Annotated in this window: 20 protein-coding genes; 11 read left to right on the plus strand and 9 right to left on the minus strand. The window is 71.5% G+C overall.

Translation table 11 applies throughout. The features are described 5' to 3' along the window. Position 1 precedes the first annotated feature (1 nt). Together HHX40_RS12065 and HHX40_RS37645 are read right to left on the minus strand one after the other, a co-directional pair. Positions 2-1,018, minus strand: a complete 1,017-nt coding sequence (locus HHX40_RS12065; protein WP_220499017.1) for a phosphotransferase — start codon at positions 1,016-1,018, stop codon at positions 2-4. 95 nt (positions 1,019-1,113) lie between these two features. After that, positions 1,114-1,893: an N-acetylmuramoyl-L-alanine amidase gene (locus HHX40_RS37645; protein ID WP_182880634.1), complete on the minus strand. Its 780-nt coding sequence runs from the start codon at positions 1,891-1,893 to the stop codon at positions 1,114-1,116. 280 nt (positions 1,894-2,173) lie between these two features. Here HHX40_RS37645 and HHX40_RS12075 point away from each other — a divergent pair, with 280 nt between their 5' ends. Continuing rightward, positions 2,174-3,238 carry a DUF5925 domain-containing protein gene (locus HHX40_RS12075; RefSeq protein WP_182880635.1) on the plus strand — a complete coding sequence of 355 codons (1,065 nt, stop codon included), beginning with the start codon at positions 2,174-2,176 and terminating at the stop codon, positions 3,236-3,238. Positions 3,239-3,350: 112 nt separating this feature from the next. Here HHX40_RS12075 and HHX40_RS12080 read toward each other — a convergent pair whose 3' ends face one another. Continuing rightward, positions 3,351-3,584, minus strand: a complete 234-nt coding sequence (locus HHX40_RS12080; RefSeq protein WP_182880636.1) for a hypothetical protein — start codon at positions 3,582-3,584, stop codon at positions 3,351-3,353. 124 nt (positions 3,585-3,708) lie between these two features. Between HHX40_RS12080 and HHX40_RS12085 the strand changes: the two genes are divergently transcribed. Next, a complete protein-coding gene (locus HHX40_RS12085) occupies positions 3,709-4,443 on the plus strand; it encodes a TNT domain-containing protein (protein WP_182880637.1) in 735 nt (244 codons plus the stop codon). Positions 4,444-4,451: 8 nt separating this feature from the next. Here HHX40_RS12085 and HHX40_RS12090 read toward each other — a convergent pair whose 3' ends face one another. Next, complete coding sequence (locus HHX40_RS12090) at positions 4,452-5,168, minus strand: alpha/beta hydrolase (RefSeq protein WP_182880638.1); 717 nt, start codon at positions 5,166-5,168, stop codon at positions 4,452-4,454. Between the two features lie 64 nt (positions 5,169-5,232). Here HHX40_RS12090 and HHX40_RS12095 point away from each other — a divergent pair, with 64 nt between their 5' ends. The 5 genes from HHX40_RS12095 (at position 5,233) to HHX40_RS12115 (ending at position 10,815) form a co-directional block, all read left to right on the plus strand. Then, positions 5,233-5,811 (plus strand): TetR family transcriptional regulator, encoded by a 579-nt coding sequence (locus HHX40_RS12095; protein WP_182880639.1) that lies wholly within the window; start codon positions 5,233-5,235, stop codon positions 5,809-5,811. 101 nt (positions 5,812-5,912) lie between these two features. Continuing rightward, positions 5,913-7,019, plus strand: coding sequence for a C39 family peptidase (locus HHX40_RS12100; RefSeq protein WP_259403490.1), 1,107 nt, complete (start codon positions 5,913-5,915; stop codon positions 7,017-7,019). Then, entirely contained in the window at positions 7,016-8,857 is a 1,842-nt protein-coding gene (locus tag HHX40_RS12105; RefSeq protein ID WP_310738056.1) for a S9 family peptidase, read from the plus strand. The genes HHX40_RS12100 and HHX40_RS12105 overlap by 4 nt, the downstream gene beginning before the upstream one ends. After that, positions 8,854-10,128, plus strand: a complete 1,275-nt coding sequence (locus HHX40_RS12110) for a M20/M25/M40 family metallo-hydrolase (RefSeq protein ID WP_220499101.1) — start codon at positions 8,854-8,856, stop codon at positions 10,126-10,128. Before HHX40_RS12105 ends, HHX40_RS12110 begins: the two co-directional genes overlap by 4 nt. Positions 10,129-10,170: 42 nt before the next feature. Continuing rightward, positions 10,171-10,815, plus strand: coding sequence for a hypothetical protein (locus HHX40_RS12115; protein ID WP_182880641.1), 645 nt, complete (start codon positions 10,171-10,173; stop codon positions 10,813-10,815). 52 nt (positions 10,816-10,867) lie between these two features. Here HHX40_RS12115 and HHX40_RS12120 read toward each other — a convergent pair whose 3' ends face one another. Both HHX40_RS12120 and HHX40_RS12125 read right to left on the minus strand, forming a co-directional pair. Then, complete coding sequence (locus HHX40_RS12120; RefSeq protein ID WP_182880642.1) at positions 10,868-12,199, minus strand: family 3 adenylate cyclase; 1,332 nt, start codon at positions 12,197-12,199, stop codon at positions 10,868-10,870. 173 nt (positions 12,200-12,372) lie between these two features. Beyond that, on the minus strand, positions 12,373-14,553 hold the full coding sequence (locus HHX40_RS12125) for a tetratricopeptide repeat protein (RefSeq protein WP_182880643.1): 2,181 nt from the start codon (positions 14,551-14,553) through the stop codon (positions 12,373-12,375). 283 nt (positions 14,554-14,836) lie between these two features. Here HHX40_RS12125 and HHX40_RS12130 point away from each other — a divergent pair, with 283 nt between their 5' ends. Then, positions 14,837-15,409, plus strand: a complete 573-nt coding sequence (locus HHX40_RS12130) for a DUF1707 SHOCT-like domain-containing protein (RefSeq protein ID WP_220499018.1) — start codon at positions 14,837-14,839, stop codon at positions 15,407-15,409. 51 nt (positions 15,410-15,460) lie between these two features. Here HHX40_RS12130 and HHX40_RS12135 read toward each other — a convergent pair whose 3' ends face one another. The 3 genes from HHX40_RS12135 to HHX40_RS12145 are packed head-to-tail and all read right to left on the minus strand — an operon-like array spanning position 15,461 to position 18,819. Then, on the minus strand, positions 15,461-16,300 hold the full coding sequence (locus HHX40_RS12135; RefSeq protein ID WP_310738057.1) for an ABC transporter permease: 840 nt from the start codon (positions 16,298-16,300) through the stop codon (positions 15,461-15,463). Beyond that, complete coding sequence (locus tag HHX40_RS12140; RefSeq protein WP_182880645.1) at positions 16,287-17,216, minus strand: ABC transporter permease; 930 nt, start codon at positions 17,214-17,216, stop codon at positions 16,287-16,289. The genes HHX40_RS12135 and HHX40_RS12140 overlap by 14 nt, the downstream gene beginning before the upstream one ends. A 7-nt stretch (positions 17,217-17,223) precedes the next feature. Next, a complete protein-coding gene (locus HHX40_RS12145; protein WP_182880646.1) occupies positions 17,224-18,819 on the minus strand; it encodes a peptide ABC transporter substrate-binding protein in 1,596 nt (531 codons plus the stop codon). Positions 18,820-18,938: 119 nt separating this feature from the next. Between HHX40_RS12145 and HHX40_RS12150 the strand changes: the two genes are divergently transcribed. The 3 genes from HHX40_RS12150 to HHX40_RS12160 all read left to right on the plus strand — a co-directional run bounded on the left by HHX40_RS12150 (position 18,939) and on the right by HHX40_RS12160 (position 21,740). After that, positions 18,939-19,910: a helix-turn-helix transcriptional regulator gene (locus HHX40_RS12150; RefSeq protein WP_182880647.1), complete on the plus strand. Its 972-nt coding sequence runs from the start codon at positions 18,939-18,941 to the stop codon at positions 19,908-19,910. 49 nt (positions 19,911-19,959) lie between these two features. After that, positions 19,960-20,775 carry a DUF4253 domain-containing protein gene (locus HHX40_RS12155; protein ID WP_182874623.1) on the plus strand — a complete coding sequence of 272 codons (816 nt, stop codon included), beginning with the start codon at positions 19,960-19,962 and terminating at the stop codon, positions 20,773-20,775. Between the two features lie 92 nt (positions 20,776-20,867). Further along, the gene (locus HHX40_RS12160) at positions 20,868-21,740 is read left to right on the plus strand and encodes an SAM-dependent methyltransferase (RefSeq protein WP_310738058.1); all 873 of its coding nucleotides are present in this window, start codon (positions 20,868-20,870) and stop codon (positions 21,738-21,740) included. Positions 21,741-21,754 lie beyond the last annotated feature (14 nt).

The raw sequence follows: 21,754 nt of genomic DNA on the forward strand, positions 1-21,754 counted from the left end.
GTCAGTCCCGGCCGGATTCGAGATAACCGGTCAGGTAGGTCAGCGCCGCGGCGGCGTCACCGCCGGGGCCGTGCGGCCGGCGCAGGTCGTCGACGAAGGCGGCGATGTCGGCGAGCCGCCACCAGAGAGGATAGAGAGCGAGGCCGGCCGCCGTGACGGCCCGGCCGGTGAGGCGGGTGTAGCGAGCGATCACGTCGCCGCCGTCGCCGGTCTCGTCCTCGCCGAGCATGCGGGCGAGGGCCGGGGTGAGCATCCACAGGTCCCGCTCCGGAGGAGCGACCAGCACGGTGTCCCAGTCGACGAGTCGCGGACCGGCCGGGGTACGCAGGATGTTGCCGGGGTGCGGTTCGCCGTGTGTGACGACCCACGGCGTTCCAGAGTCGCGCACCTGCTCGACGCGTGAATCGAACTCGGCGAGCGACCTCCGTACCTGCCCGGCATGGGCGGTCAGCAGCGCACGGGCCGGCTCGGCGTACGGCCCGCCGGTCCACTCGCGATCGAGGTCCCGCAGCGCCTCCACCAGCCCGTCCCGGCCGGGCAGCGCCAGGTCGGACCGGGGCGCGACGTCCGCCACGAGCGGGGTCGCCTCGTGCAGCGCGGCCAGCAGGCCGGCCAGCTCGGCGCGGTCCTCGGGCCGGTGCGCGCCGAAGTGCCCGGCGGCGCCCTCCACCATCGGGAACACCGACAGGGCGTACCGCGAGGTCAACCGCCGCACCAGGGCGCCGGTCGCGGCCGGGATCGGCGCGAGCACGAAGTCGAGCCCCGCGTCCCGGCGCAGTGCCAGCGCGACGCCGAACGCCCGCTCGATGCCGTGGAAGGCGTCATCGCGTCCGGCGCCCCCGGCGCCGAGGTCGTCCACCTTGACGAACCACGCCTGCCCCCGCCGATCCACCACCGACCAGTGATGGCTGCCCGCGCCCACCGGGAGGTACTCGGCTGAGCGGGGCTCCATGCCCCAGCCCTCGGCCAGCGCGATCGTGAGCTCGGTCTCCGCCAGGTCGGCCGGTCTGTCCCTCATACGCCGAAAGTGTGGCCGATCCCGGGGCCCGGACGCGGATCATTTCCCGCATGGCGGGATCGGCGGCCGTGCGCGCGCCGAGGCCGGATTTGGGGTCAGGACTTGGCGGCGAAGGCCGCGTCCCAGGTCTGCTTGCCGACGATCCCGTCGACGTCGAGGTGCTTGTCCTTCTGGAACCGGCGGCACGCCTCCTGGGAGTCCGGCCCGTACGCGCCGTCGACCGTGATGTCGTAGCCGAGCGTCTTCATCCGTGACTGCCAGGCACGGACGTCGTCACCGTGCATCACGGGGGGATACTTCAGCAGCCGCCCGGGCCACTTCTGGGTGGGCTGCGGTCCGGGCTTGGGATCGGGCAGGCTGGTGCCGCCGGGGCGGGGGGCGCCCTTCTTGACCCAGGCGTACAGGGCGTCGCCGGGGCAGTCGGTGGAGTAGCCGTCGCGGTGGCCCTTGATCTCCTTGCCCGCGCCGCCCTTCGCACGGAGGTACTCCACCGCGTCGAGGATGGCGTGCAGGATCCCGTCGGTGGGCTGGACCAGCCCGGCGTTGCCGACCAGGCCGAGCACGGCGTAGTGGCCGGAGTTGAGGCCGGGGCCGTTGGCGGCGGGCAGGTGACCCGGCCCGCGGCCGACGAACACCTTCCGGTGCGGGCACGCGACCATCGAGTAGCCGATGTCGAGCCAGCCGTTGCCGTCCATGTGGAAGTTCTGGATCGACTTGACCATGGCCACGCACTTGGCGTGGTCGCGGACGATGCCGGGGTCCACACGTCCGCCGGTGTAGTGGACCTTGACGCCCCGGGTGGAGGCCAGCGAGGAGTACGAGCCCCTGGGCGAGCGCGCCCCCCAGTCGGCGCGGGACACGAGATCGATGGCCACAGTTCTCTCCGTAGAAGCCGTACAACTGGACACCGAGGGTAGCGGTAACTCCTCAGCAACCACTGCCTTTTGCCGATAAGAAACCGCTTAAACGGCAAGCAAACTGAATAGAGTGATAAATCCGTCGACAATCCATGTCGAACGTCGAGATCATGACCGTATGTCCGTTGTCAGGGAGGTCGACTTCACTCCGCCGTCCATGCCCACGCCCCCGCCGCCGTCCGGGCCTTCCGGACCCTCCGGACCGTTGGGGCCGTCCTCCGGACCGCCGGCTCTGCCGATGCGGATCTGGCTCGACGACGCCGACAGCCCGGCCGACGTGATCGACGCCCTCGCGCTGTCGCCGTTCGCCACCGGGGAGCAGCCCTGGTCGCGTACGACCAACCTCAGCCGGGTCCGCGCCGACGCCCCCCTCGCGGCCGAGGGTGGCCGCCTGCTGCGCGTGGCGCAGCACACCGACGGGTACGAGACCCGGCTGTTCGCCGGTGAGGGGTGGACGCTGCGGGTGGTCCGCAACCTCAACCGGTCGGCGATGCTCACCGCCACGGCCGTCAGCGAGGAGCTCGCCGGCACGGTCCTGGAGCAGGCGACCAAGGGCGCGGAGGAGGAGCCACCGGGCGGCGACCACGTGCGGATGGGCTTCTGGTGGAGCTCGGGCCACGGCCCCCGCCGCTCCGCCAAGCCGATCACCACCTCGTCCTGGCAGGACATCAGGCGGAACTACCCGGCGGCGGCCGCCGGTCGCCTCGACGCGCTCATGGCGGTCGACTCCCACGACGTGGCCGGCCGGCTGATCCTCCTGCACGGCCCGCCGGGGACCGGCAAGACGACGCTGCTCCGTACGCTGGCGCGCGAGTGGGCGTCGTGGTGCCAGGTCGACTGCGTGCTCGACCCCGAACTGCTCTTCAACGACCCCGGCTACCTGATGGACGTCGCCGTCGGCTGGGACGGCCCGGACGACGACGACGAGGAGCCGCGCTGGCGGCTGCTCGTCCTGGAGGACTGCGACGAGCTGATCCGCGCCGAGGCCAAGCAGTCGACGGGTCAGGGCCTCTCGCGCCTGCTCAACCTGACCGACGGGCTGCTGGGCCAAGGCCGGGACGTGCTCGTGGCCATCACGACGAACGAGGACCTCAGCCGGCTCCACCCGGCCGTCGTACGGCCCGGCCGGTGCCTCGCCCAGATCGAGGTCGGCCGGTTCGACCGGCCGCAGGCGGCGGAGTGGCTGGACGGCGCGGCGGTGACTCCCCCGGACGGCGCCACGCTCGCCGAGCTCTTCGCCCTGCGGGACGGCCGTCCGGCGCCCCTCCCCGAGCCGCCCGCCACCACCGGGCAGTACCTCTGAACGACAGGTCCCCGGCCCGCCGGGGCCGGGGACCTGCGTCCGCCGGCGAATCGATCACGGACGCCGCTCGGGGCGCCGAGGCCGCTCAGCCGAGGCCTCTCAGCCGACGTGATCAGGCGCGGGTCGGGCACGCGACCGCACCATCGGGACACCCCCGCGCGCTCTCACCGGCAGGGAGCATCTCGGCATACATTTCGATTTCGGCCACCTCCGCGCGAATCGCCGCAATGGCAAGGCCCACCACCCGCCGCCATTCCCCGCACCCGCCGGTATCCGCTTTTTTCAGCTTTGACACATCCGGCCCACCAGGGGTTTTGATCGTCGCAGCGAATTCCTTGCGCTGCATCTGAATGAAGATCGGGTAGGCACGAGTTCATCGCGTCAGAGCGATCACGGGATTTCCCAGAAACAGCTCGATCTGATGCGCCATGTCCAGATCGCATGCTGTATGCGCATTCTCGGGAGAATTCGTGCGCGTTCTTTCTCGCAAAGCGTCCCTGGCCGCCTGCGCCCTCACCGTGGCGGCCCTGACCGGAGCCCCGGCCCAGGCCTCGGCCACATCCGGGCAGGCCGCGGCCGGGTCCGCCAAGGGCGTCCCGGCCGCCGCGTCTCCGGCCCGGAGCGCGAACTGGGGCACGCCCTGCGGACCGCCGTTCGTGCAGGACGACAAGCTCCTCGGACCGCTGGTCCTGCCGCACACCTCCCCGCTGAGCGAGATCCTGGCCGGCTACCGGCGGTACGGCGGCCTCATTCCGGCCGACTTCCTGCGCCGTTATCTGAACCCGGCCACCAACTTCTACCGCTTCCCTCCGGACTCCGGCTTCGCGCACGCGGGCGGGTTCAGCAACGCCCGCGTGCTCGTCACACAGGTCAAACTGCAGATCGGATACAAGGTGGACCGCTTCGGCGGGGAGACCGGCGCGTTCCTCGCCCCCTACGGCACGCCGTTCCCCGCCCGGGCGCTGCCGCCCAGCAACCTCAACAACGCGCCCAACGACCCCCACCTGTGCAACTACCACGTCTACCGGGTGATCCGGCCGTTCTACGTCGACGGCGGCCCGGCGGCCCCGGCCTTCCAGCAGCCCGGCCAGGGCGAGCAGTTCCACACGATCGCCCGGTACATCCCCGGCGCGCCGGCCAACCCCGACGGCGAGGTCTCCATCGGCTGGCTGGTCGGAAACGGCTACCTCCTCCCTATCAACTGACGGCCCCGTCATCCGTCGGCGGTGAGGCGCAGGACCAGGCCGGCCACCTCGTCCGGGCGAGACAGGAACGGGTGGTGGCCCGCGTCGATCTCCACCACCCGGTCCGCCCGAGCCGCCTGGGCGCGCTGCAGGGGCGGCGGCGTCCCGTTGTCACGGGCGCAGACGAGGTAGGTCGAGGGGATCTCCTTCCAGGCGGCGGCGCCCACCGGCCGGACGGTGACGGCGGCGGTCTGCCGCACCAGGCGGGCGTGCGCCCCCGCGACGGCCTCCTCGTCGCAGTCCTGCAGGAACGTCTCCGTCGCCGTCTCCGGGCGCACGCCGAACGTCCCGTCGGAGCCGAAGTCGAGGTAGGGCGAGGGCCCGCCGTCCCCGAAGGACGACAGGCTCTCGCCCGGCTCGGGCAGGAAGCTCGTCACGAACAGCAGGTGCCGCACCGAGGGCAGCCCCGCGGCGGCCTCGGCCACGACGACGCCCCCATAGCTGTGCGCCACCACCACGACCGGACCGGCGACGGACGCGAGATGCGCGCGAACCGCCGCCACGTCGTCGGGCAGCGACGGCCCGTCGGCGCCCGGGAGCCGCCCGCCCTCCTCATGGCCCTCTCCGCAGCTCGGCAGGGGCGGCGCGCCGCTGGGGACTCCCTCGGACTCCAGGATCGCGGCGGTGCGGTGCCACCACCACGCTCCGTCCCGTACGCAGGCTCCGTGGACGAACACGACACGCACGACGGCCTCCTCCGACGACGGTAGGCTTATAAGCGTAATGCGTGTTACGTGAAAGGCGGCCGCGATGCCCCGGCGTCCCCAGCCGGAGATCAGGGCCAGGCTGCTCGCCGCCTGCGCCGACCACCTCCTCGCCCACGGCCTGCCCGCGAGCCTGGCCGCCCTCGCCACGAGCGCCGGCACCTCGCCGCGCATGCTGATCTACCACTTCGGCACCCGGGAACGGTTGCTGCGCGAGGCGCTCCAGCAGGCGAGGACCCGTCAGCTCGCGTTCTTCCGGAAGGCCCTCGCACCCCGGGACGAGCCGTACGCGCGGACGCTGGAACGGGCCTGGCGCACGCTGACCGGCCCGGAAGGCGCGCCGTTCCTCCGGCTGTTCGGCATGGTGCACGGCACGCCCGAGGGGGCCGCCCTGTGGCCGGACTTCCGCGAGGCCGCCACCACGGACTGGCTCGGCGTGCTGGAGGAGGGCCTGCGGCCCGAGCACGGCGAGGCGGCCCCCGCCCTGGCGACCGCGACGCTGGCGGTCGTACGCGGGCTGCTCCTGGACCGCGACGCCACGGGAGACGACGGCCGCACGGCCGCCGCCTTCACCGCGTTCCTGCGCCTGCTCGGCCCGGACGGAGCACGGCGCGCGATGCCGTAGCGTCCGTGTGTCGGATACGTAAACCATCCGATGCGCCAGGTCAGGGCGGAAACCACAATCGGCGAGGTGGTCACCCTGCTGTATGCCGAGCGGAGCCCCAGTTGAGCCTCGTCGTCCTGCACCGATGGTCCGTCGGCGGGCAGGAGGACGGGACGGCGAAGTACCTGGACCCGTTCGCGCCCGGCGGTGAGCGGGAATGGCCCTACACCCGCTGGACCTCCGAGGAGCGGGAGATCGGCTTCCCTGCCACGCAGCTCGTGCCGTCGTGGACGGCCGCCGCGCCCCCCGGCGCGTGGCTGGAGATCGAGATGCGGGCCCGGACCGTGAGCGGCGCCCTGACCAAGTGGTACGTCATGGGCCGGTGGGCCGAGAGCGACGCCGACATCCACCGCACGTCCCTGCCGGGCCAGGGGGACGCCGACGGCGACGTGGCGGTGGACACCCTCGTCGCGGCCCGGCCCGTCACGTCGTACCGGGTGCGGGTCACCCTGTACGGCGGCGGCGGCCACGTGCGGTCGCTCACCGTGATGGCCTCCTCCGTACGGCCGGGCACGAGGGGCGGCGCCGCGCCGGGAACCACGGGCGCACCGGGCGCGCGGGGGGTCGAACTGGACGTGCCGCGCCGGTCGCAGAAGGCGCACCTCGGGCACTACCCGCAGTGGGACGGCGGCGGGGAGTCGTGGTGCAGCCCCGCGGCGTTCACCATGGTGCTCGGCTACTGGGGACGCGGGCCCGCCCCGGCGGACCTCGCCTGGGTGACTCCCGGCGATCCGTGCCCGGCCGTCGACCACGCCGCCAGGGACATGTACGACCACAGCTACCAGGGCACCGGCAACTGGCCGTTCGGCGTCGCGTACGCGGGCCGCTACGGGCTGGACGGCTTCGTCACGCGGCTGCGCTCGCTGGGCGAACTGGAGCGTTTCATCGCCGCCGGAATCCCGGTGATCACCTCACAGGCGTTCCGCGAGCACGAGCTTCCCGGCGCCGGATACTCCACGAGCGGCCACATCATGGTCGTCACGGGGTTCACGGCGGAGGGCGACGTGATCGCGAACGACCCCGCCGCGCCGGACGACGACGGCGTACGGCGGATCTACCCGCGCGCCGCCTTCGAGAGCGTCTGGCTGCGCGGCACGAGCAGCGGCGGGATCGTGCACATCGTCCACCCGCCGGGTACGACTCTTCCGGACTCGGGGGGGAACTGGTGACGATTCGGGCCGTGGACGTCGCGCGGGTGGACGACCGCCCGCTGTGGGTGGAGATCTCGGGCGACGAGGTCTGGTGGGACGAGCCCCGGCCGCACGAGGGCGGCCGGCGCTGCGTGGTGCGGCGGACGGCCGGCGGCGCGATCGAGGACGTGCTGCCGCAGGGCTGGAACGCCCGGAACCGGGTGATGGAGTACGGCGGGCGGTCCTGGCGCGCGCACGAGGGCCGGCTGGTGTTCACCGACTGGGCGGACGGCCGGATCCACCTGTGCTCCCCCGGCGGGGAACCGGTCCCGCTCACCCCCGAGGGCCCCGCCCGCTACGCCGACCTGGTGGTGCGCGGCGGCGAGGTCTGGTGCGTGCGGGAGCAGGGCGGCCCCCGGAGCGCGGACCGCGACATCGTGGTGGTGCCGCTCGACGGCTCCCCTCTCCGCAGTGTGGTCGCGTCCCACCGCTTCCTGATGAACCCCCGGGTGTCGCCGGACGGCCGCACGCTCGCCTACATCGGCTGGAACCACCCCGACATGCCCTGGGACGCCACCGAACTGTGCGTGGCGCCCGTCGCCGGCGGCCCGCACCGGGTGCTGCTGTCCGGCGTGTCCACCTGCCAGGCCGAGTGGCGCGACGACGAGAGCCTTTACGTCGTGACCGACCCCACCGGCTGGTGGAACATCCACCTCGTGGGGCTGGACGGCACGACGTGCGACCTCACCCCCGTCCCCCTGGAGTTCGGCGACGCCACCTGGAAGATCGGCGGAACGTTCTTCGCCGTCGCCGGCGGGCGGATCGCCGCCGTGTACGGCACCGCCGACGAACGGCGGCTCGGCGTGCTCGACCGGCCCCTGCCGAACGGCTCGGGCGGCGCCGCCATCCGCGACGTCGGCGGCGGCTACACCTTCTGGGCGCCCACCCTGTCGGCCCAGGGCACCCACGTCGTCGGCGTCGCGGCCTCGCCGCACCGGCCGTACGAGGTGGTGCGGGTCGACCTGGACACCGGGCGGCACGAGGTGCTCTCCCCCGGCAAACCGGTGCCCGGCGACGCCGAACTGCCCACGCCCGAGGCCGTGACCGTCGACGGCGTCCACGCCCACGTGTACGCCCCGCCCGGCGGCGGGCCCGCGCCGTACGTGTTGTTCGTCCACGGCGGGCCGACCGGGTCGGCGGCGCCGGTGCTCGACCTGGAGATCGCCTACTTCACCAGCAGGGGCATCGGCGTCGCCGAGGTCAACTACGGCGGCTCGACCGGATACGGCCGGGCCTACCGCGAGCGCCTGCGGCACAACTGGGGGGTCGTCGACGTCCGCGACTGCGAGACCGTGGCGCGGTGGCTGCTGCGCACCGGGCGGGCGGAGAAGGTGGCGATCAGGGGCGGCAGCGCGGGCGGCTGGACCTCGATGGCCGCCCTCGTCCACAGCGACGTCTTCTGCGGGGCGGTGTCCCACTACGGCATCTCCGACCCCGAGCGCTGGGCGGCGCAGACGCACGACCTGGAGTCGCACTACCTCGACGGGCTGATCGGCCCGCTGCCCGAGACCCGCGACCGGTACCTCGACCGGTCGCCGGAACGGCACGCCGCGCGGGCGTCGGGCCCGGCGCTGCTCCTGCACGGGCTGGAGGACAAGGTGGTCGATCCCGCCGAGTCCGAGCGCTTCGCCGCCGCGCTCGCCCGGCACGGCCACCGGTGGGCGTACCTCACCTTCGAGGGGGAACAGCACGGATGGCGGCGGGAGGACACCATCGTCCGGGCGCTGGAGGCGGAGCTCGCGTTCTACGGGATAGTCTTCGGCTTTCCCACGCCCGAGGTCCCACCGCTGACGCTGCACAACGGGGAGGCACATTGAGCGAGGTCGCGGCGATCTGTTCCGAACTGCTGAGGATCGACACCACCAACGACGGGTCGGGCGACGGCCCGGGCGAACGGCGGGCCGCCGAATACGTGGCGTCCCTGCTCGCCGAGGCCGGGATCGAACCGGTGGTGTTCGAGTCGGCGCCGCGCCGCACCAGCGTGGTCGCCCGCATCCCCGGCGACAGCCCCGACGCGCTGCTCCTGCACGGGCACCTCGACGTCGTGCCCGCCGACCCCGCCGAATGGCGTACGCACCCGTTCTCCGGGGAGATCGAGGACGGCTGCGTACACGGCCGGGGCGCGGTCGACATGAAGGGCACGCTCGCGATGACCCTCGCGTGGGCCCGCGAGAACGCGCGCCGGGGCGTGCGGCCCCGGCGCGACCTGGTGCTGGCGTTCCTCGCCGACGAGGAGGCCACCGGGGAGTACGGCGCGGGGCACGCGGTGGAGCGGCACCGCGACCTGTTCGAGGGCTGCACCGAGGCGATCAGCGAGTCCGGCGGTTTCTCCTGGTACGAGGGCGATGTCCGCGTCTATCCGGTGGCCGTCGGGGAGCGCGGCACCGCGTGGATGCGGCTGACCGCCCGCGGCGTGCCGGGGCACGGGTCCAAGCCCGCCGTGGACAACCCCGTCGCCGAGCTGGCCGCCGCCATCGCCCGCATCGCCGCCCACGACTGGCCCGTACGGCTCACGCCCGAGGTGGCCCGGCTGATCGAGGAGCTGTCGCGGGCACTCGGCCGGCCGATCGACGTCGACCGGCTGGACGAGGAGATCGAGCGGTTGCCCCGGGCGGCCGCCCTGTTCAAGGGCGTGCTGCGCAACTCGGCCAACCCGACGATGCTGAACGCGGGATACAAGGTCAACGTCATCCCCGGTACGGCAGAGGCCCACGTCGACGGCCGTTTCCTGCCGGGACAGCGCGAGGAGTTCCTGGAGACCGTCGACCGGCTGCTCGGCCCGAAGGTCTCCCGCGAGTTCGTCAGCTTCGAGGAGGCCGTCTCCTCCCCCGCCGACGGCCTGTTCGACGAGCTCACCGCCGCCCTGCTCGCCGAGGACCCCGCCGGCAGGCCCGTGCCGTACGTGATGACCGGCGGCACCGACGCCAAGTGGTTCGCCAGGATCGGCATCCGGGGATACGGCTTCGCGCCGCTGCTGCTGCCGCCCGGCCTCGACTACTTCGGCATGTTCCACGGGCTGGACGAGCGGGTCCCCGTCGAGGGCCTGGAGTTCGGCGTCCGCGTCCTCGACCGCCTGCTGACGGCGTGAAATCAGGTGTGCCCGGCCGTGGATCGATGAGACATTCGGAAGATGGGGATCGATCGCGAGGCGTGGGCCGACCGTCTGTTCGGCCCACGGGAGGACCTGCGGGATGGTGTGCTGGACGACGTGCCGGACGAGCCGCTCGACGTCGTCGTCTCGCTGACCGAGTTGCTCGGCGCCGCCGGGGAACTCGTGGGCAGATACTCCACTCCGCAGCTCGCGGATGGTCTGTGGTATCTGGCGGCCGACTCCGGGCTGTTCCGGCAGCTCTACAACCCTGCCGTGCCCGAGGACCCGCGAGCCGAATGCGCCGCCGCGATCCGGGAGCTGCACAAGCGGCTGTTCGAACCCCTCTGCGAGAACGCGCTGAGCCACGGCGACCACGGCGCGGCCGTGGAGGAACGCCTCAACAGCATCTGTTACATGTGGTGGGACGTCTTCCCCACCTGGGGCAGCCCGGACGACTCCGCCGCCCACGGGGTCGACGAGGTGCTGCTCGACGTCATGCGCGGCACCCTCTCGAGTGAGAACGTCGCCTGCGTGGAGAGCGGTCTGCACGGGCTCGGTCACTGGCACACCAGTTACCCGGACCTGGTCGAGAGCACGATCGACGCGTTCCTGCGTGAGCGGCCGGAGATCGGCGTGGCCCTGCGCGACTACGCGCACGCCGCCAGGCGCGGCAGGGTGCTGTGAGCCACCGCACCGGTGCCCCGGCCGTCCCCTGAGCGGCCGGGACGCCGCGAGGTCACCCCTGGTGGAAGGTCATGTCCACGCCTGAGACGGTGTGGCGGACATGGGCGAACCCGTCCAGGTCGGCGTGCGCGCCGACCGCCTCGCTGAGGCACACCGCCTGCTGCGGGGCGAGGTCCTGCGCCATCTTGGAGGCCAGGTTCACCGGCGCGCCGGCCACGTCCCAGACGCCGGCCGGCGTCCGCCCGGCCAGCACCGGACCGGTGTCCACCCCGATCCGGCAGGTCATCCCGGCCTCGGCCAGGGCGGTCCGCAGGTCGCGGGCGAAACGCACCGCTGGACCGGGCTCGTCGAACAGGTAGATGGCCAGCGGGCCGGCCACCTTGATCTCGACGGCGCCCTCCGGCGGCAGGAGGCGCCGCCCGGTCTCGCGCATCAGGGCCGACAGGTCCAGCCCCCGCAGGATCGCGACCTCGGATCCACCGTGCCCGTCCACGACGCCGTCAACGGCCTGGTGCACGGCTTCGTCCACGGCGCGGTCGCCGGCGTCCGCCTCGCCGCGCTCGACCAGGACCACCGTCCGCTCGCTCAGGTGCCGCTCGGCGAGCGTCGCGGCGAGCCCGGTGTTCCCCGGATCGCGCTCCAGGCGCAGCAGGTCCTCGTAGAAGGCGGCGGAGTACGGGATCGGATACCACGCCCCCTCTCCGGACACCCCGTCACCCGACACGGTCTCGGCGGCGGCGCGCGGGCCGTCGAGCACCCGGTAGACGGCCCGCAGTGGGCCACCGGGGACACCCGGCACGTCCGTCCTGCGCAGGACGAAGGAGTGGCCTTCCGGCAGCCGCTCGGCGACCGCCTCGGTCACCGCGATCTCGCCGCCTTCGGTGTGGCTCTCCGCGAGGACCTCGACGGCGTCGGCCTCCGCGCCGTACAGGCCGCCGTCCAGGTCGTAGAAGCTTCCGTGGTGGACGCCGACGCCGATCCGGACCCGGCAGCGGCGGACGATCTCGTCCTGCGTCCGCAACAGGGCCGACAGCAGCACGTCGGCGCCGGTCGAGGCGGGATGGAACATCTGCGCGTTGTCCGCCGCCCAGACGCCGACCGCCCGGCCTCCCGCCGCCCTGCCGTACGCGTGCAGGAGACGTTTCGGGCCGTCGATGAGCGCCAGCACCTCCAGCAGGCCGAGGCTGCGGCTGAGCCTGGTCAGCCCGGCCGAGTCGGACACCACGTTGTAGCCGGTCGTGACGTGCGCGCCGAGCAGGCGCCGCGCGTCGGCGGCGGTACGGCCGCTCGCCCGCCACTGTTCGACCAGCGTCAGCGGCAGGCCGGGGGCCACGTCCCTGGCGAGGTCGAATGTGCCGGGATCAGGGAAGGTGTCGGGCGTCACGGACGCAAGCTACTGAACGTGAGCGATTGCCCGCGCACGGTTGCCATCCGAAGTTGGAGCACCTGTCCGAGCGTGGCCCGGCACGGTCGCGGTGGGGATCGGCCCCTGTCGCAAAAGGCGGCGCTCTTACTTCAAGGTGATATCAGAGATCTGTTGGACGGCCCGAGCCCGGATCAGCGCGCCAGGGCGTCTTCTGCGAGCTGAAAGTCTCTGAACAGCGGGTGAGCCTCCGCGACGGATCCGCCCAGCATGGTCAGGACACGATCGAGCTCGGCCCGGGCTTCTCTTTTCCGTCTCGTCGTCGCGAGTGTGCGTGCGAGCGTCAGTCGGGTCCTCAGCAATTCCGGATGCCTGTCGCCGAGCGTCTCGCGCCCGGCGTTCAGCACCGCTCGCAGTTCCGCCTCCGCCTCCCGCAGTTCTCCCTGCTCGAGAAGCACACGCGCGAGAAGATGCCGGGTGGTGATGGTCAAGAAATTCTCGGCACCCAGGACTTCGCGCACGTCGTCGAGCAACGCGATACAACGTTGCCGGCATTCCTCGAATTTCCCCTGCCGCAGGAGAATGTCATCGAGCAGGTATCGCGTCACAAGCAGGTAGTAGTCGCCGGGATCGAGCACTCTGGACCTGACCTCGAGCACCCGGCGAGCGACCTTCTCGGCCTCGTCGGGCCGCTCCGTCATCGCCAGCACGAAAGCCACCTGGAACAGGCTGATCAGCGTCTGCGGGTCCTCTTCACCGAACGTCTTGGACCTGGCCTCGGCGACGGCACGGTATTCCCGCTCCGCGTCGGCTGTATCGCCCGTGAAATACAGCGCACCCGCCAGCTCGTGCCTGAGCTCGAGAAGCCCCGGATCGGCTTCGCCGAGGCCTCGCGCAAGCGAGAGCGCGGTCCGCGTCACCTCGAGCGCGGTCGTGTAGTGACCTGCGTAGACGAGAGCGGCGACCGCGCGTGCCACGCATTTCGCCACCTCGCCGAGGAGCCCGCTCACCGGGTGGCGGCTGACCTGCTCCATCACCGACATCATGTGGGGCAGAATCTCGAACCACCGGGGCCAGTCGGCAGGTTCCTCCATCTTGAGCCCTTCGATGGCATGAAGGACGAGCCCGACGCAGACTTTCGTGACGAGCGAGGTCTCCCGCCCTCCGTCCAGATGAAGGCGGTTGGCCTCCGCGATGAGGGGATGGACCACGATCGCGACGCCACCGACCGGCGGCCCCTCCGCTACGTCGATGAGTTTGACGGATTCGAGCGCCTTCAGCCCCTCGGCCACGGCTTCGACATCGCCGCCGTCGAATAGGTCTGCCAGAGTCCTCTCGTCCAGCATGCCCGTTGGGATCGGTATGGAGGGTGCGAAGCACGACAGGGTTCGCAGTATCGGACGCGCCTGACCTCGTCCCTGCGCGGTCAGCATGTCGAGCGACGATTCCCAGGTTCTGGCCAGGATGTCGCGTTCACTTCCGCCCCGTTTCATCAGCGAACCCAGATTGGTCCTCAAGGAGGAGGAATAGGCGGCGAAGCTTCGGTCGGAGGAGAACGGCGAAGACAGCAGGGAGCCCACGTGGCGCAGGGCCAGCGGAAGGCATCCGAGTCCACCGGCCAGCACCTCGGCCTCCTGGTCGGAGCCCGACGCCGGCGCGAGGTCGCGCAGCATAAGTGCCGCGTCCTGCGGATCGAGCGGCCCCACTTCATGGGGCTGGGTGAACGTTCCCCACTGCGACGGGTCACCCAGCCGGCTTGTCACAAGCATGGTCCCCCTGCGTGTCGGACGGAGCCAGCCGTTCCCGTCACCGGCCTTGATTGCGCCCACGTCGAGCACCCGTATGTCGTCGACGTTGTCGATGACCAGCAACCACTTCTTGTGCCGCGCCAGATGTCTCCAGAGAAGATCAGCCGGATTCCCGCGCCCGGCCAGAACCTCTTTCATCTCGCTTTCCCTCGCCCCGAGCGCTCCTGCTATCTGCAACATGGAGGTGACGAACTCCGACGAGGACACACCCGAAACCCACCACACCATTCGGTCCTTGTCGGCGGCTTCCTGAGCCGTTTTGATCGCTATCGCGGTCTTGCCTGATCCGCCCAGGCCGTACAGCAGGTGAACCTTTCCGTCAGGTCGCCGCACGACCTTGCGAAGTTTCCGGCGCACGGCCTTCCGGTCTCTGAACACTCTGGGCAGTCGCCCGACCGGCGGCCTGAGGATCGCCCGTGGGTCCAGCGCCACATCCTGGGCAGAGATCCCTTTCGCAGATTTGGACGCTTTCTCCTTGTCGTGCCGCCTGAGCTGCAAAACCGCCGATATCGCCCCTATCACGCCGGCGGCCGATCCGACCACTGTCCAAAACAGTCCAGCGTCCACCAGGCCAGGCTAAAGACGGCATGGTTGAGGCGCAAGCAGGAAGCGATTCTCGACAAGTACTGGAAATACCGCGCCTCTCGGCAACCTCTCGCGATTCCGTCAGCGCAGGCGGCGCGACTGACCCCGTCTTCCCGCGGTCGGCGTGCGCGAGCGACGATTCCCACGTTCCGGCCAGGACATCGCGATTGGTGCCGCACGCCGAGCGTCTGCGCAGACCCCTACGTACCCCCTAAAGCTCCACAAGCCCAGGGACGGGGAACGGCCACATCATTACAGTGAAGATATGTCTGGTGAAACGGTGCCCGGTCGGGGCGAGCTGCGCGCGTCTGACAAGGATCGAGAGCAGGTCGTGGAGCTGCTACGAGTCGCCGCCGGAGACGGCCGGTTGAGCGCGGACGAGTTGAACGAACGGCTCGAAGTGGCGCTGACGGCGCGTACCTACGGGGAGCTCGACGCGCTGCTCACGGACCTCCCCGCGGCCGGAGCGGCGCTGGCGCGCGGTGTCGCGGCCAATCTTCCGAAGGAGCTGACGCGGATCGCGGTCGGCAGCGCGAGCGCGCAGCGCGACGGCGCCTGGGTGGTGCCGCAGCGCATGCAGGTCGAGTGCAAGAGCGGATCCGTCCTCCTCGACTTCACCGGCGCCGTCATCACGTCCCCCACGTTGGAGATCGAGGCGTCGGTGGGCAGCGGATCGGTGACGCTGGTGGTTCCGCCGGACGTCCTCGTGGACGTCGAGGATGTGGCGGTGGGCAGTGGCAGCGTACAGAATCGCACGCGTGTCGCCCCCGGCACGCCGGTTCGGCTGCGCATCCACGTGACGGGGAAGATCGGCCCAGGCACCATCATCGTGCGATAGCACGGGCCGCCCCGCCGCGTTGTCCGGCGACAGCCGCCGCGAAAGCGGGGGTCAGCGCAGGCGGGGGTCGAGGGCGTCGCGGACGACGTCGCCGAGCATGAGGAAGCTCAGCACGGTCGCGGTGAGGAACAGCGCCGGGAATACCAGCAGGTGCGGGTGCTCGGCGAAGAACGTCTGCGCGGTGTTGAGCTGCAGGCCCCAGGACACGTCGGGGTACTGCAGGCCGACGCCGAGGTAGTCGAGCGTCGCCTCGCCCGCGATCACGTTGCCGACGTTCAGCATCGCGACCACGAAGACCGGGGCGACCGCGTTGGGCAGGATGTGCCGGACCATCAGCCTGCGGTCGCTCGCGCCCAGCATGCGGGCGGCCGCGACGTAGTCCATGTGCTTGATCGCGATGACCTGGCCGCGCATCAGCCGGGTCATCGTCGTCCAGCCGAGCAGGACGAGGACCAGCGTCATCGCCCACATCCCGTGGTCGGGGAAGGCCACCAGCACGACCGTCGCCCCCAGCACGAAGGGGACGCCGAAGAACACGTCGGTGGTCCGGGAGATCAGCGCGTCGGCGAGGCCCCCGTAGAACCCGGCGACGAGCCCGAGCACGATCGCGATCAGCAGGGCGAACACGGTCACCGCGACGCCGACCACGACGGACGCCCGGGTGCCGTGCACGACCTGCGACCAGTAGTCGCAGCCCTGCAGGTCGTATCCGAACAGCGCGCCGGTCTGCGGGCCGCGCTTGGACATCCGCAGGTCGCAGTGCTCGTTCGGGCCCAGGGCGGCGAACAGCCCGGGGAAGGCCGCCATCGCCGACGCGACCAGCAGGACGGCGGCGGAGAGCCAGAAGACCACCCGGCCGCGCAGCTCCAGCCAGGCGTCACGCGCGAGCACGGCGGATCCTCGGGTCGAGCACGCCGTACAGAAGGTCGACGGCGAGGTTGGCGGCGATGAAGACCATGACGAGCAGGGTGACGACGCCGACGACGACCGGGCCCTCCTGGAGCTGGATCGACTGGAACACCTGCTGGCCGATCCCGGGCAGGTTGAAGATGCCCTCGGTGACGACCGCGCCCGCCATGAGGTTGCCGAAGTCGACGCCGAGGTAGGTCACGACCGGGATCAGCGAGTTGCGCAGCGCGTGCAGCCCGACGACCCGCCGCCGCACCATCCCCTTCGCGGTCGCCGTACGGACGTAGTCGGCGCGCAGGTTCTCCACCAGCGAGGTTCGGGTGAGCCGCGCCACGTACGCCAGGCCGAACGAGCCGAGGACCATGCCGGGCAGCAGGTAGCTGCCCGGCCAGCCGTCTTCGGTCCCCGCGGTCGGGAACAGTCCCAGGTTGAGGCCCAGCACGATCTGGGCCGTGTACCCGACCACGAACACCGGGACCGCGATGACGAACGTGGTGCCCGCGAGGACCGCCGTGTCGGCGGCCCCGCCCCGGCGCAGCCCGGCGAGGACGCCGAGGCCGATGCCCACGACGAGTTCGAAGACCCAGGCGGTCAGCGCGAGCTGCGCGGTGACCGCCCACCGGTCCTGGAGCAGCTCGCTCACCGGCTGCCCGGTGAAGGTCTCCCCCAGGTCGCCGCGGAACACCCCGAGCATGTAGTGGCCGTACTGCACGAGCAGCGGCTCGTCGAGGTGGTAGCGCTGCCGCATGACGGCGAGTACCTGCTCGGGCACCGGCTTGTCGCCCGCGAGCGCCAGCATCGGGTCGCCGGGCAGCGCGAACACCATCGTGTAGATCAGGAAGGTGGTCACGACGAAGACCGGGACCGCCTGCGCCAGGCGCCGCGCGGCGTACCTCACTCCCGCGTCACCCCTGCTTCACGCTGATCGCGTAGAGGTTCTTGCTGTACGGGGTCACGTTCACGCCGCTGATCCGGCCGGAGAAGCCGACCTGGTTCTGCCAGTTCCACAGCGGGATCATCGGCATCTCGGCGAGCGCGACGTCCTCGGCCTTCTGGTAGAGCGGCAGGCTGGCGTCGAGGCCGGGCGCCGAGTTGGCCTGCTTGATCAGGTCGTCGAACTCCTTGTTCTCCCAGCCCATCCGGTTGCCCGCGCCCCACATGTACTCCAGGTAGTCCTGCGGGCTGGGGTAGTCCATGACCCAGTTGTTCCGGTACGGGCCGTCCTCCTTGCGCTCGCGGAGCGACGACAGGTAGTCGGAGGCGGGGACCTTGCGCAGCTTGATGTCGGAGATGCCGAGGTTCTGCTTGAGCTGGTTGGCGACGGCGGTCATCCAGTGCTCGTAGCTCGGGTCGGCGTTGGAGAACCACAGGGTCAGGGTGCCGCTGAAGCCGCCCGCCTGGTCGAACAGCGCCTTGGCCTTGGCCGGGTCGTACGTGCAGGCCTCGCCGCAGGCGTTCTCCCGGTAGCCGGGCACCAGCGGCGCGAGCAGCGACGCCATCGGCTTGAACGCGCCGTCGTAGACGGCGTCGACGATGGCCTTCCGGTCGATCGCCATCGAGAACGCCCGGCGCAGGTCGCGGTTGGCGAACCGCTTGTCGAACGTCGGGAAGCCCAGGTAGTCCATCGTGCCGTCGGGGGTCCGCAGGAACCGGTCGCCGAGCAGCCGCTGCGCCTCGGCCGTGCTGGCCGGCGGGATCGTGGTCAGCAGGTCCACCCGGCCGGCCCGCAGGTCGGTGTAGGCGGTGTCACGGCCGGCGTAGATCTTGAAGGTGACCCCGCCGGCCTTCGCCCTGCGCTCGCCGTTGTAGGTCGGCGACCGCTTGACCTTGATCTGCCGGTCGTGCTCCCAGGCGCCGTCGAGGACGAACGGCCCGTTGCCGACGGGCGCCTGGTCGTACGCCTTGAGGTCGGCGAACGCCGCCTTCGGCATCGGCGCGAACGCGATGTACGCCAGCGTGATCGGGAACTGGCTGAACGGCGCGGTGAGCGTGACCTCCAGGGTGTGGTCGTCCACGACCTTGAGGCCGCTCATCTTGTCGGTGGACGGGTCGCCCTTCTCGGGGTTGAGCTTGTCGTAGCCCTCGATGTTGGCGAAGTAGTAGTTGTTGGTCCACCCGTTCGGGCCGTAGGCGGTGGCGTTCCAGGAGTCGGCGAAGCTCTGGGCGGTGACGGGCTCGCCGTTGCTGAACGCGCCGCCCTGCCTGATCTTGATCGTCCAGACCTTCTGGTCGGTGCTGGTCACCGACTCGGCCGCGCGCATCACCGGCTTGCCGCTGGCGGCGTCGATGGACACCGGGGTCTCGAAGAGCGTGTCGAGCACGGTGATCGAGTAGTCGCTGGACGTGTTGCCGGGGGTGAGGTGGTCGGGCTCGGTCAGCGCGACGGAGAAGCGGTCGGCGTCCGCGCCCTTCGCGCCGCCGGACGAGGATCCTCCACAGCCGCCGCTCAGCATGACCGCGGCCGCGGCGAGGGCGGCCGCCCGGCTTCTCGTGACCCGCACTGTGCTCCGCCTCTCCGTGGTGTTGCGGGTGAGGGTAGGAAACGGGGCCGCCGTCTGCATCGGAGACTTTACGTATTGCTCGCGGGATCTTTACCGGGCAGTCTGAGCGTGGAGGATCGATGGACCCAATCAGCCTCAGCGCGCGCGGCCTGCACGCGGTCGCCGAGTTGGGCTTCCAGGTGGCCCGGCAGGGGGCGCACGGGGCGATGACCGCGCTGGGCGAGGTCATCCCCGTGGAGGCCTACGAGTTCGTCGCGTTCGACCCGGCGACCGGCCGGCACCGCTCGCTGGTCTCGGCCGGGTACACCCGCGTGGACGACGACGCGGCCGAGGAGTACGCGGGGCTCGACGCCTACCGCCGCGCGATGTCCGCGCGCACGCCGGTCGTCATGGGCTCTCCCGGCACCGAACGCTACTTCCGCCGCCATCTGGAGCCGTACGGCTGGCGCTCGGGGATCACCACGCCGCTGTTCCTCACCGGCGGGCGCTACACCGGCCTGCTGCACGTCGGCTCCCGCGCGGACCTGCCGCCCGAGGCGCCCGCGGTGATCAGCGCGGTGTCGCCCGCCCTGGCCCACCTCACCGACGTGACCCGCTGCGTGGTCGATCCCCTCGGCCTGCCTCCGGGCTTCCACGCGCTGGCGTTCGAGCGCGGCGGGCGGCGGCGCGACGTGGCGGGCTGGCCGCCCTCGCGGGCCCTCGCCGCCGAGCCGGCCATGGCGGACCTCGCGCGGGAGTTCATCGACTCGCGGGAGCTGTCGCGCCGCGGGCTGTGGCTCGACGGCGCGGGCCAGTGGCGGGAGATGCGCCTGCACCGGGCCGGCGTCGGCTTCCACGGCTCCATCCAGGGCGCGGTTCTCGCCGAGCGTCCCTGCGCGCTGCCGTACGACCTGACCACCCGGGAGATCGAGGTGCTGACCCGGGTCGCGCGGGGCGACTCCAACCCCCAGATCGCCGCCGCGCTGGTGCTGAGCGTGCGCACCGTGACCACTCATCTGGAGCACATCTTCGCGAAGCTGGGCTGCGACAGCCGTACGCGCCTGACGACCAAGGTCCTCGCCGAGGGACTGGGCCGGCTCGACATCGCATAATGATCGCCCTGGCGGGACGCGCCGGGGCCAGGTCCGACATTATTGGCGCATGTCGGTTCACGAGCGTCGGCGCCTCCCCACGGGTCTGGAGCTGCTGTTCGGCGACGGCGGCGACGGCCGGGTGCTGTCCGCCGGCCTGCCGCCGGGGTCCCTCGTGTGGCCGGACCCCGACTACGACCGGATGCGCACCCATCACCGCCCGTCGTTCTGGCTGAGCGACGAGCCGGTGCCCGCCGGGCTGTGGGCCCGGCTGCGCGCCGAGCATCCCCGCTCGGGCCTGTGGCCGGTGCTGCTGGAGGACGGCGTGCAGCCCTGGTCGGCCGGGCAGATCGCGCCCGACTCGCCCGACCAGGTCGACTACTTCACCGCGGCCGGGTTCATGGCCGAGGCGTGGCAGGACCTGCTGCTGGGCCACGAGGCCTACCTCGCGCCGTTCGGGGCGGAGTGCCCCGGGCCCGCGCCGCCCGCCGCGCCGGTGGCCGACCCTGACGTGGTGGCCGACTGGTACGCCGACGTGGTGGCCGAGCGCATGACGCTCCTGGGGCTGGCCGCGGTGGGCCGCGGCGCCGACGCGATGGTCGCGATCGGCTGGCAGGGGGCGCTGCACCACAACGAATGGACCGTGCCGCTGGCCGCCGTCGTGCGCAGCTGGGAGGAACGGTTCGGAGCGCGGGTCGTCGGCATGGGGTTCAACACCCTCGACCTCAGCGTCGCCGCACCGCCCGCCACACCGGCGCACGCGTTGCACGTCGCGGCGGAGCACTGGACGTTCTGCCCCGACAGCGTCCTGCAGGGGCCGGGCACGCTGGCCGACTACGCCGAACAGCTTGTAGGCAGCAATGCCTGGTCATTCTGGTGGGATTGAAGGTTCTCGCCGTTTTCCGGGGTGATCGGCATTCGACACAACGAACTTACCGGAATAATCATGCTTGGTTGATCCGGAGCGAGGGAGGCCGAGTGGACGGCGCGGAACTGGGTGGCCTGAACGCGGGTGGCCCGGATCGGGGCGGCCCGGACCCGGGCGACCCGCGGCCCGCCAAGGTGGCGGGCCTCGACGTCGGGCGGGCCAACATCGCGCGGATGAGCGACTACCTGCTCGGGGGCAAGGACAACTTCGCCGCCGACCGGGAGTTCGCGGAGAGCCTGATGGCCATCGCCCCCGAGGTGAAGACGATGGCCGTGGACACCCGGACGTTCATGGAACGGGTGGTCCGTTTCCTGGTCGACCAGGGCGTGCGGCAGTTCCTCAACGTGGCGTCCGGCCTGCCGACCCGCCGCAACACCCACGAGGTCGCCCAGGAGCTCGCGCCGGAGGCGCGGGTGGTCTACGTGGACGACGACCCGGTGGTGCTCAGCCACGCCCGGGCCCTGCTCGCGCGCACCCCCGGCACCGGGGTGGTCAAGGGCTCGCTCCTGCGCCCGGCGGAGATGCTGGCCGATCCCGAGATGCTGAGGCTCGTCGACTTCCGGGAGCCGGTCGGGCTGCTGATCCCGGCCCGGCTGCAGTATCTCCCCGACTCCGACGAGCCGTACAAGTGCGTGGCCCACATGCGCGACCACCTCCCCTCCGGCAGCTACCTGGCCCTCGGCCACGCCGTCTTCGACACCCGGCCCGAGCTGGCCGCACCGCTCGTCGAGCTGTTCCGCCAGATCGTGGCCCGGGCCGACGAGGTGCCTCGGACCAGGGAGAAGGTGCTGCGCTTCTTCGACGGGACCGAGCTCGTCGAGCCCGGCCTCGTCTACATCCGGCAGTGGCGGCCGGAGGCGCGGGAGAGCGTCACGCGGGCCCAGCGGGTGTGGATCGTCGGCGGCGTCGGCCGCGTCCCCTGATCGTCGCGCCGCAC

The sequence above is a fragment of the Microbispora sp. H10949 genome (genome assembly GCF_014161435.1).
Lineage (GTDB): Bacteria > Actinomycetota > Actinomycetes > Streptosporangiales > Streptosporangiaceae > Microbispora > Microbispora triticiradicis.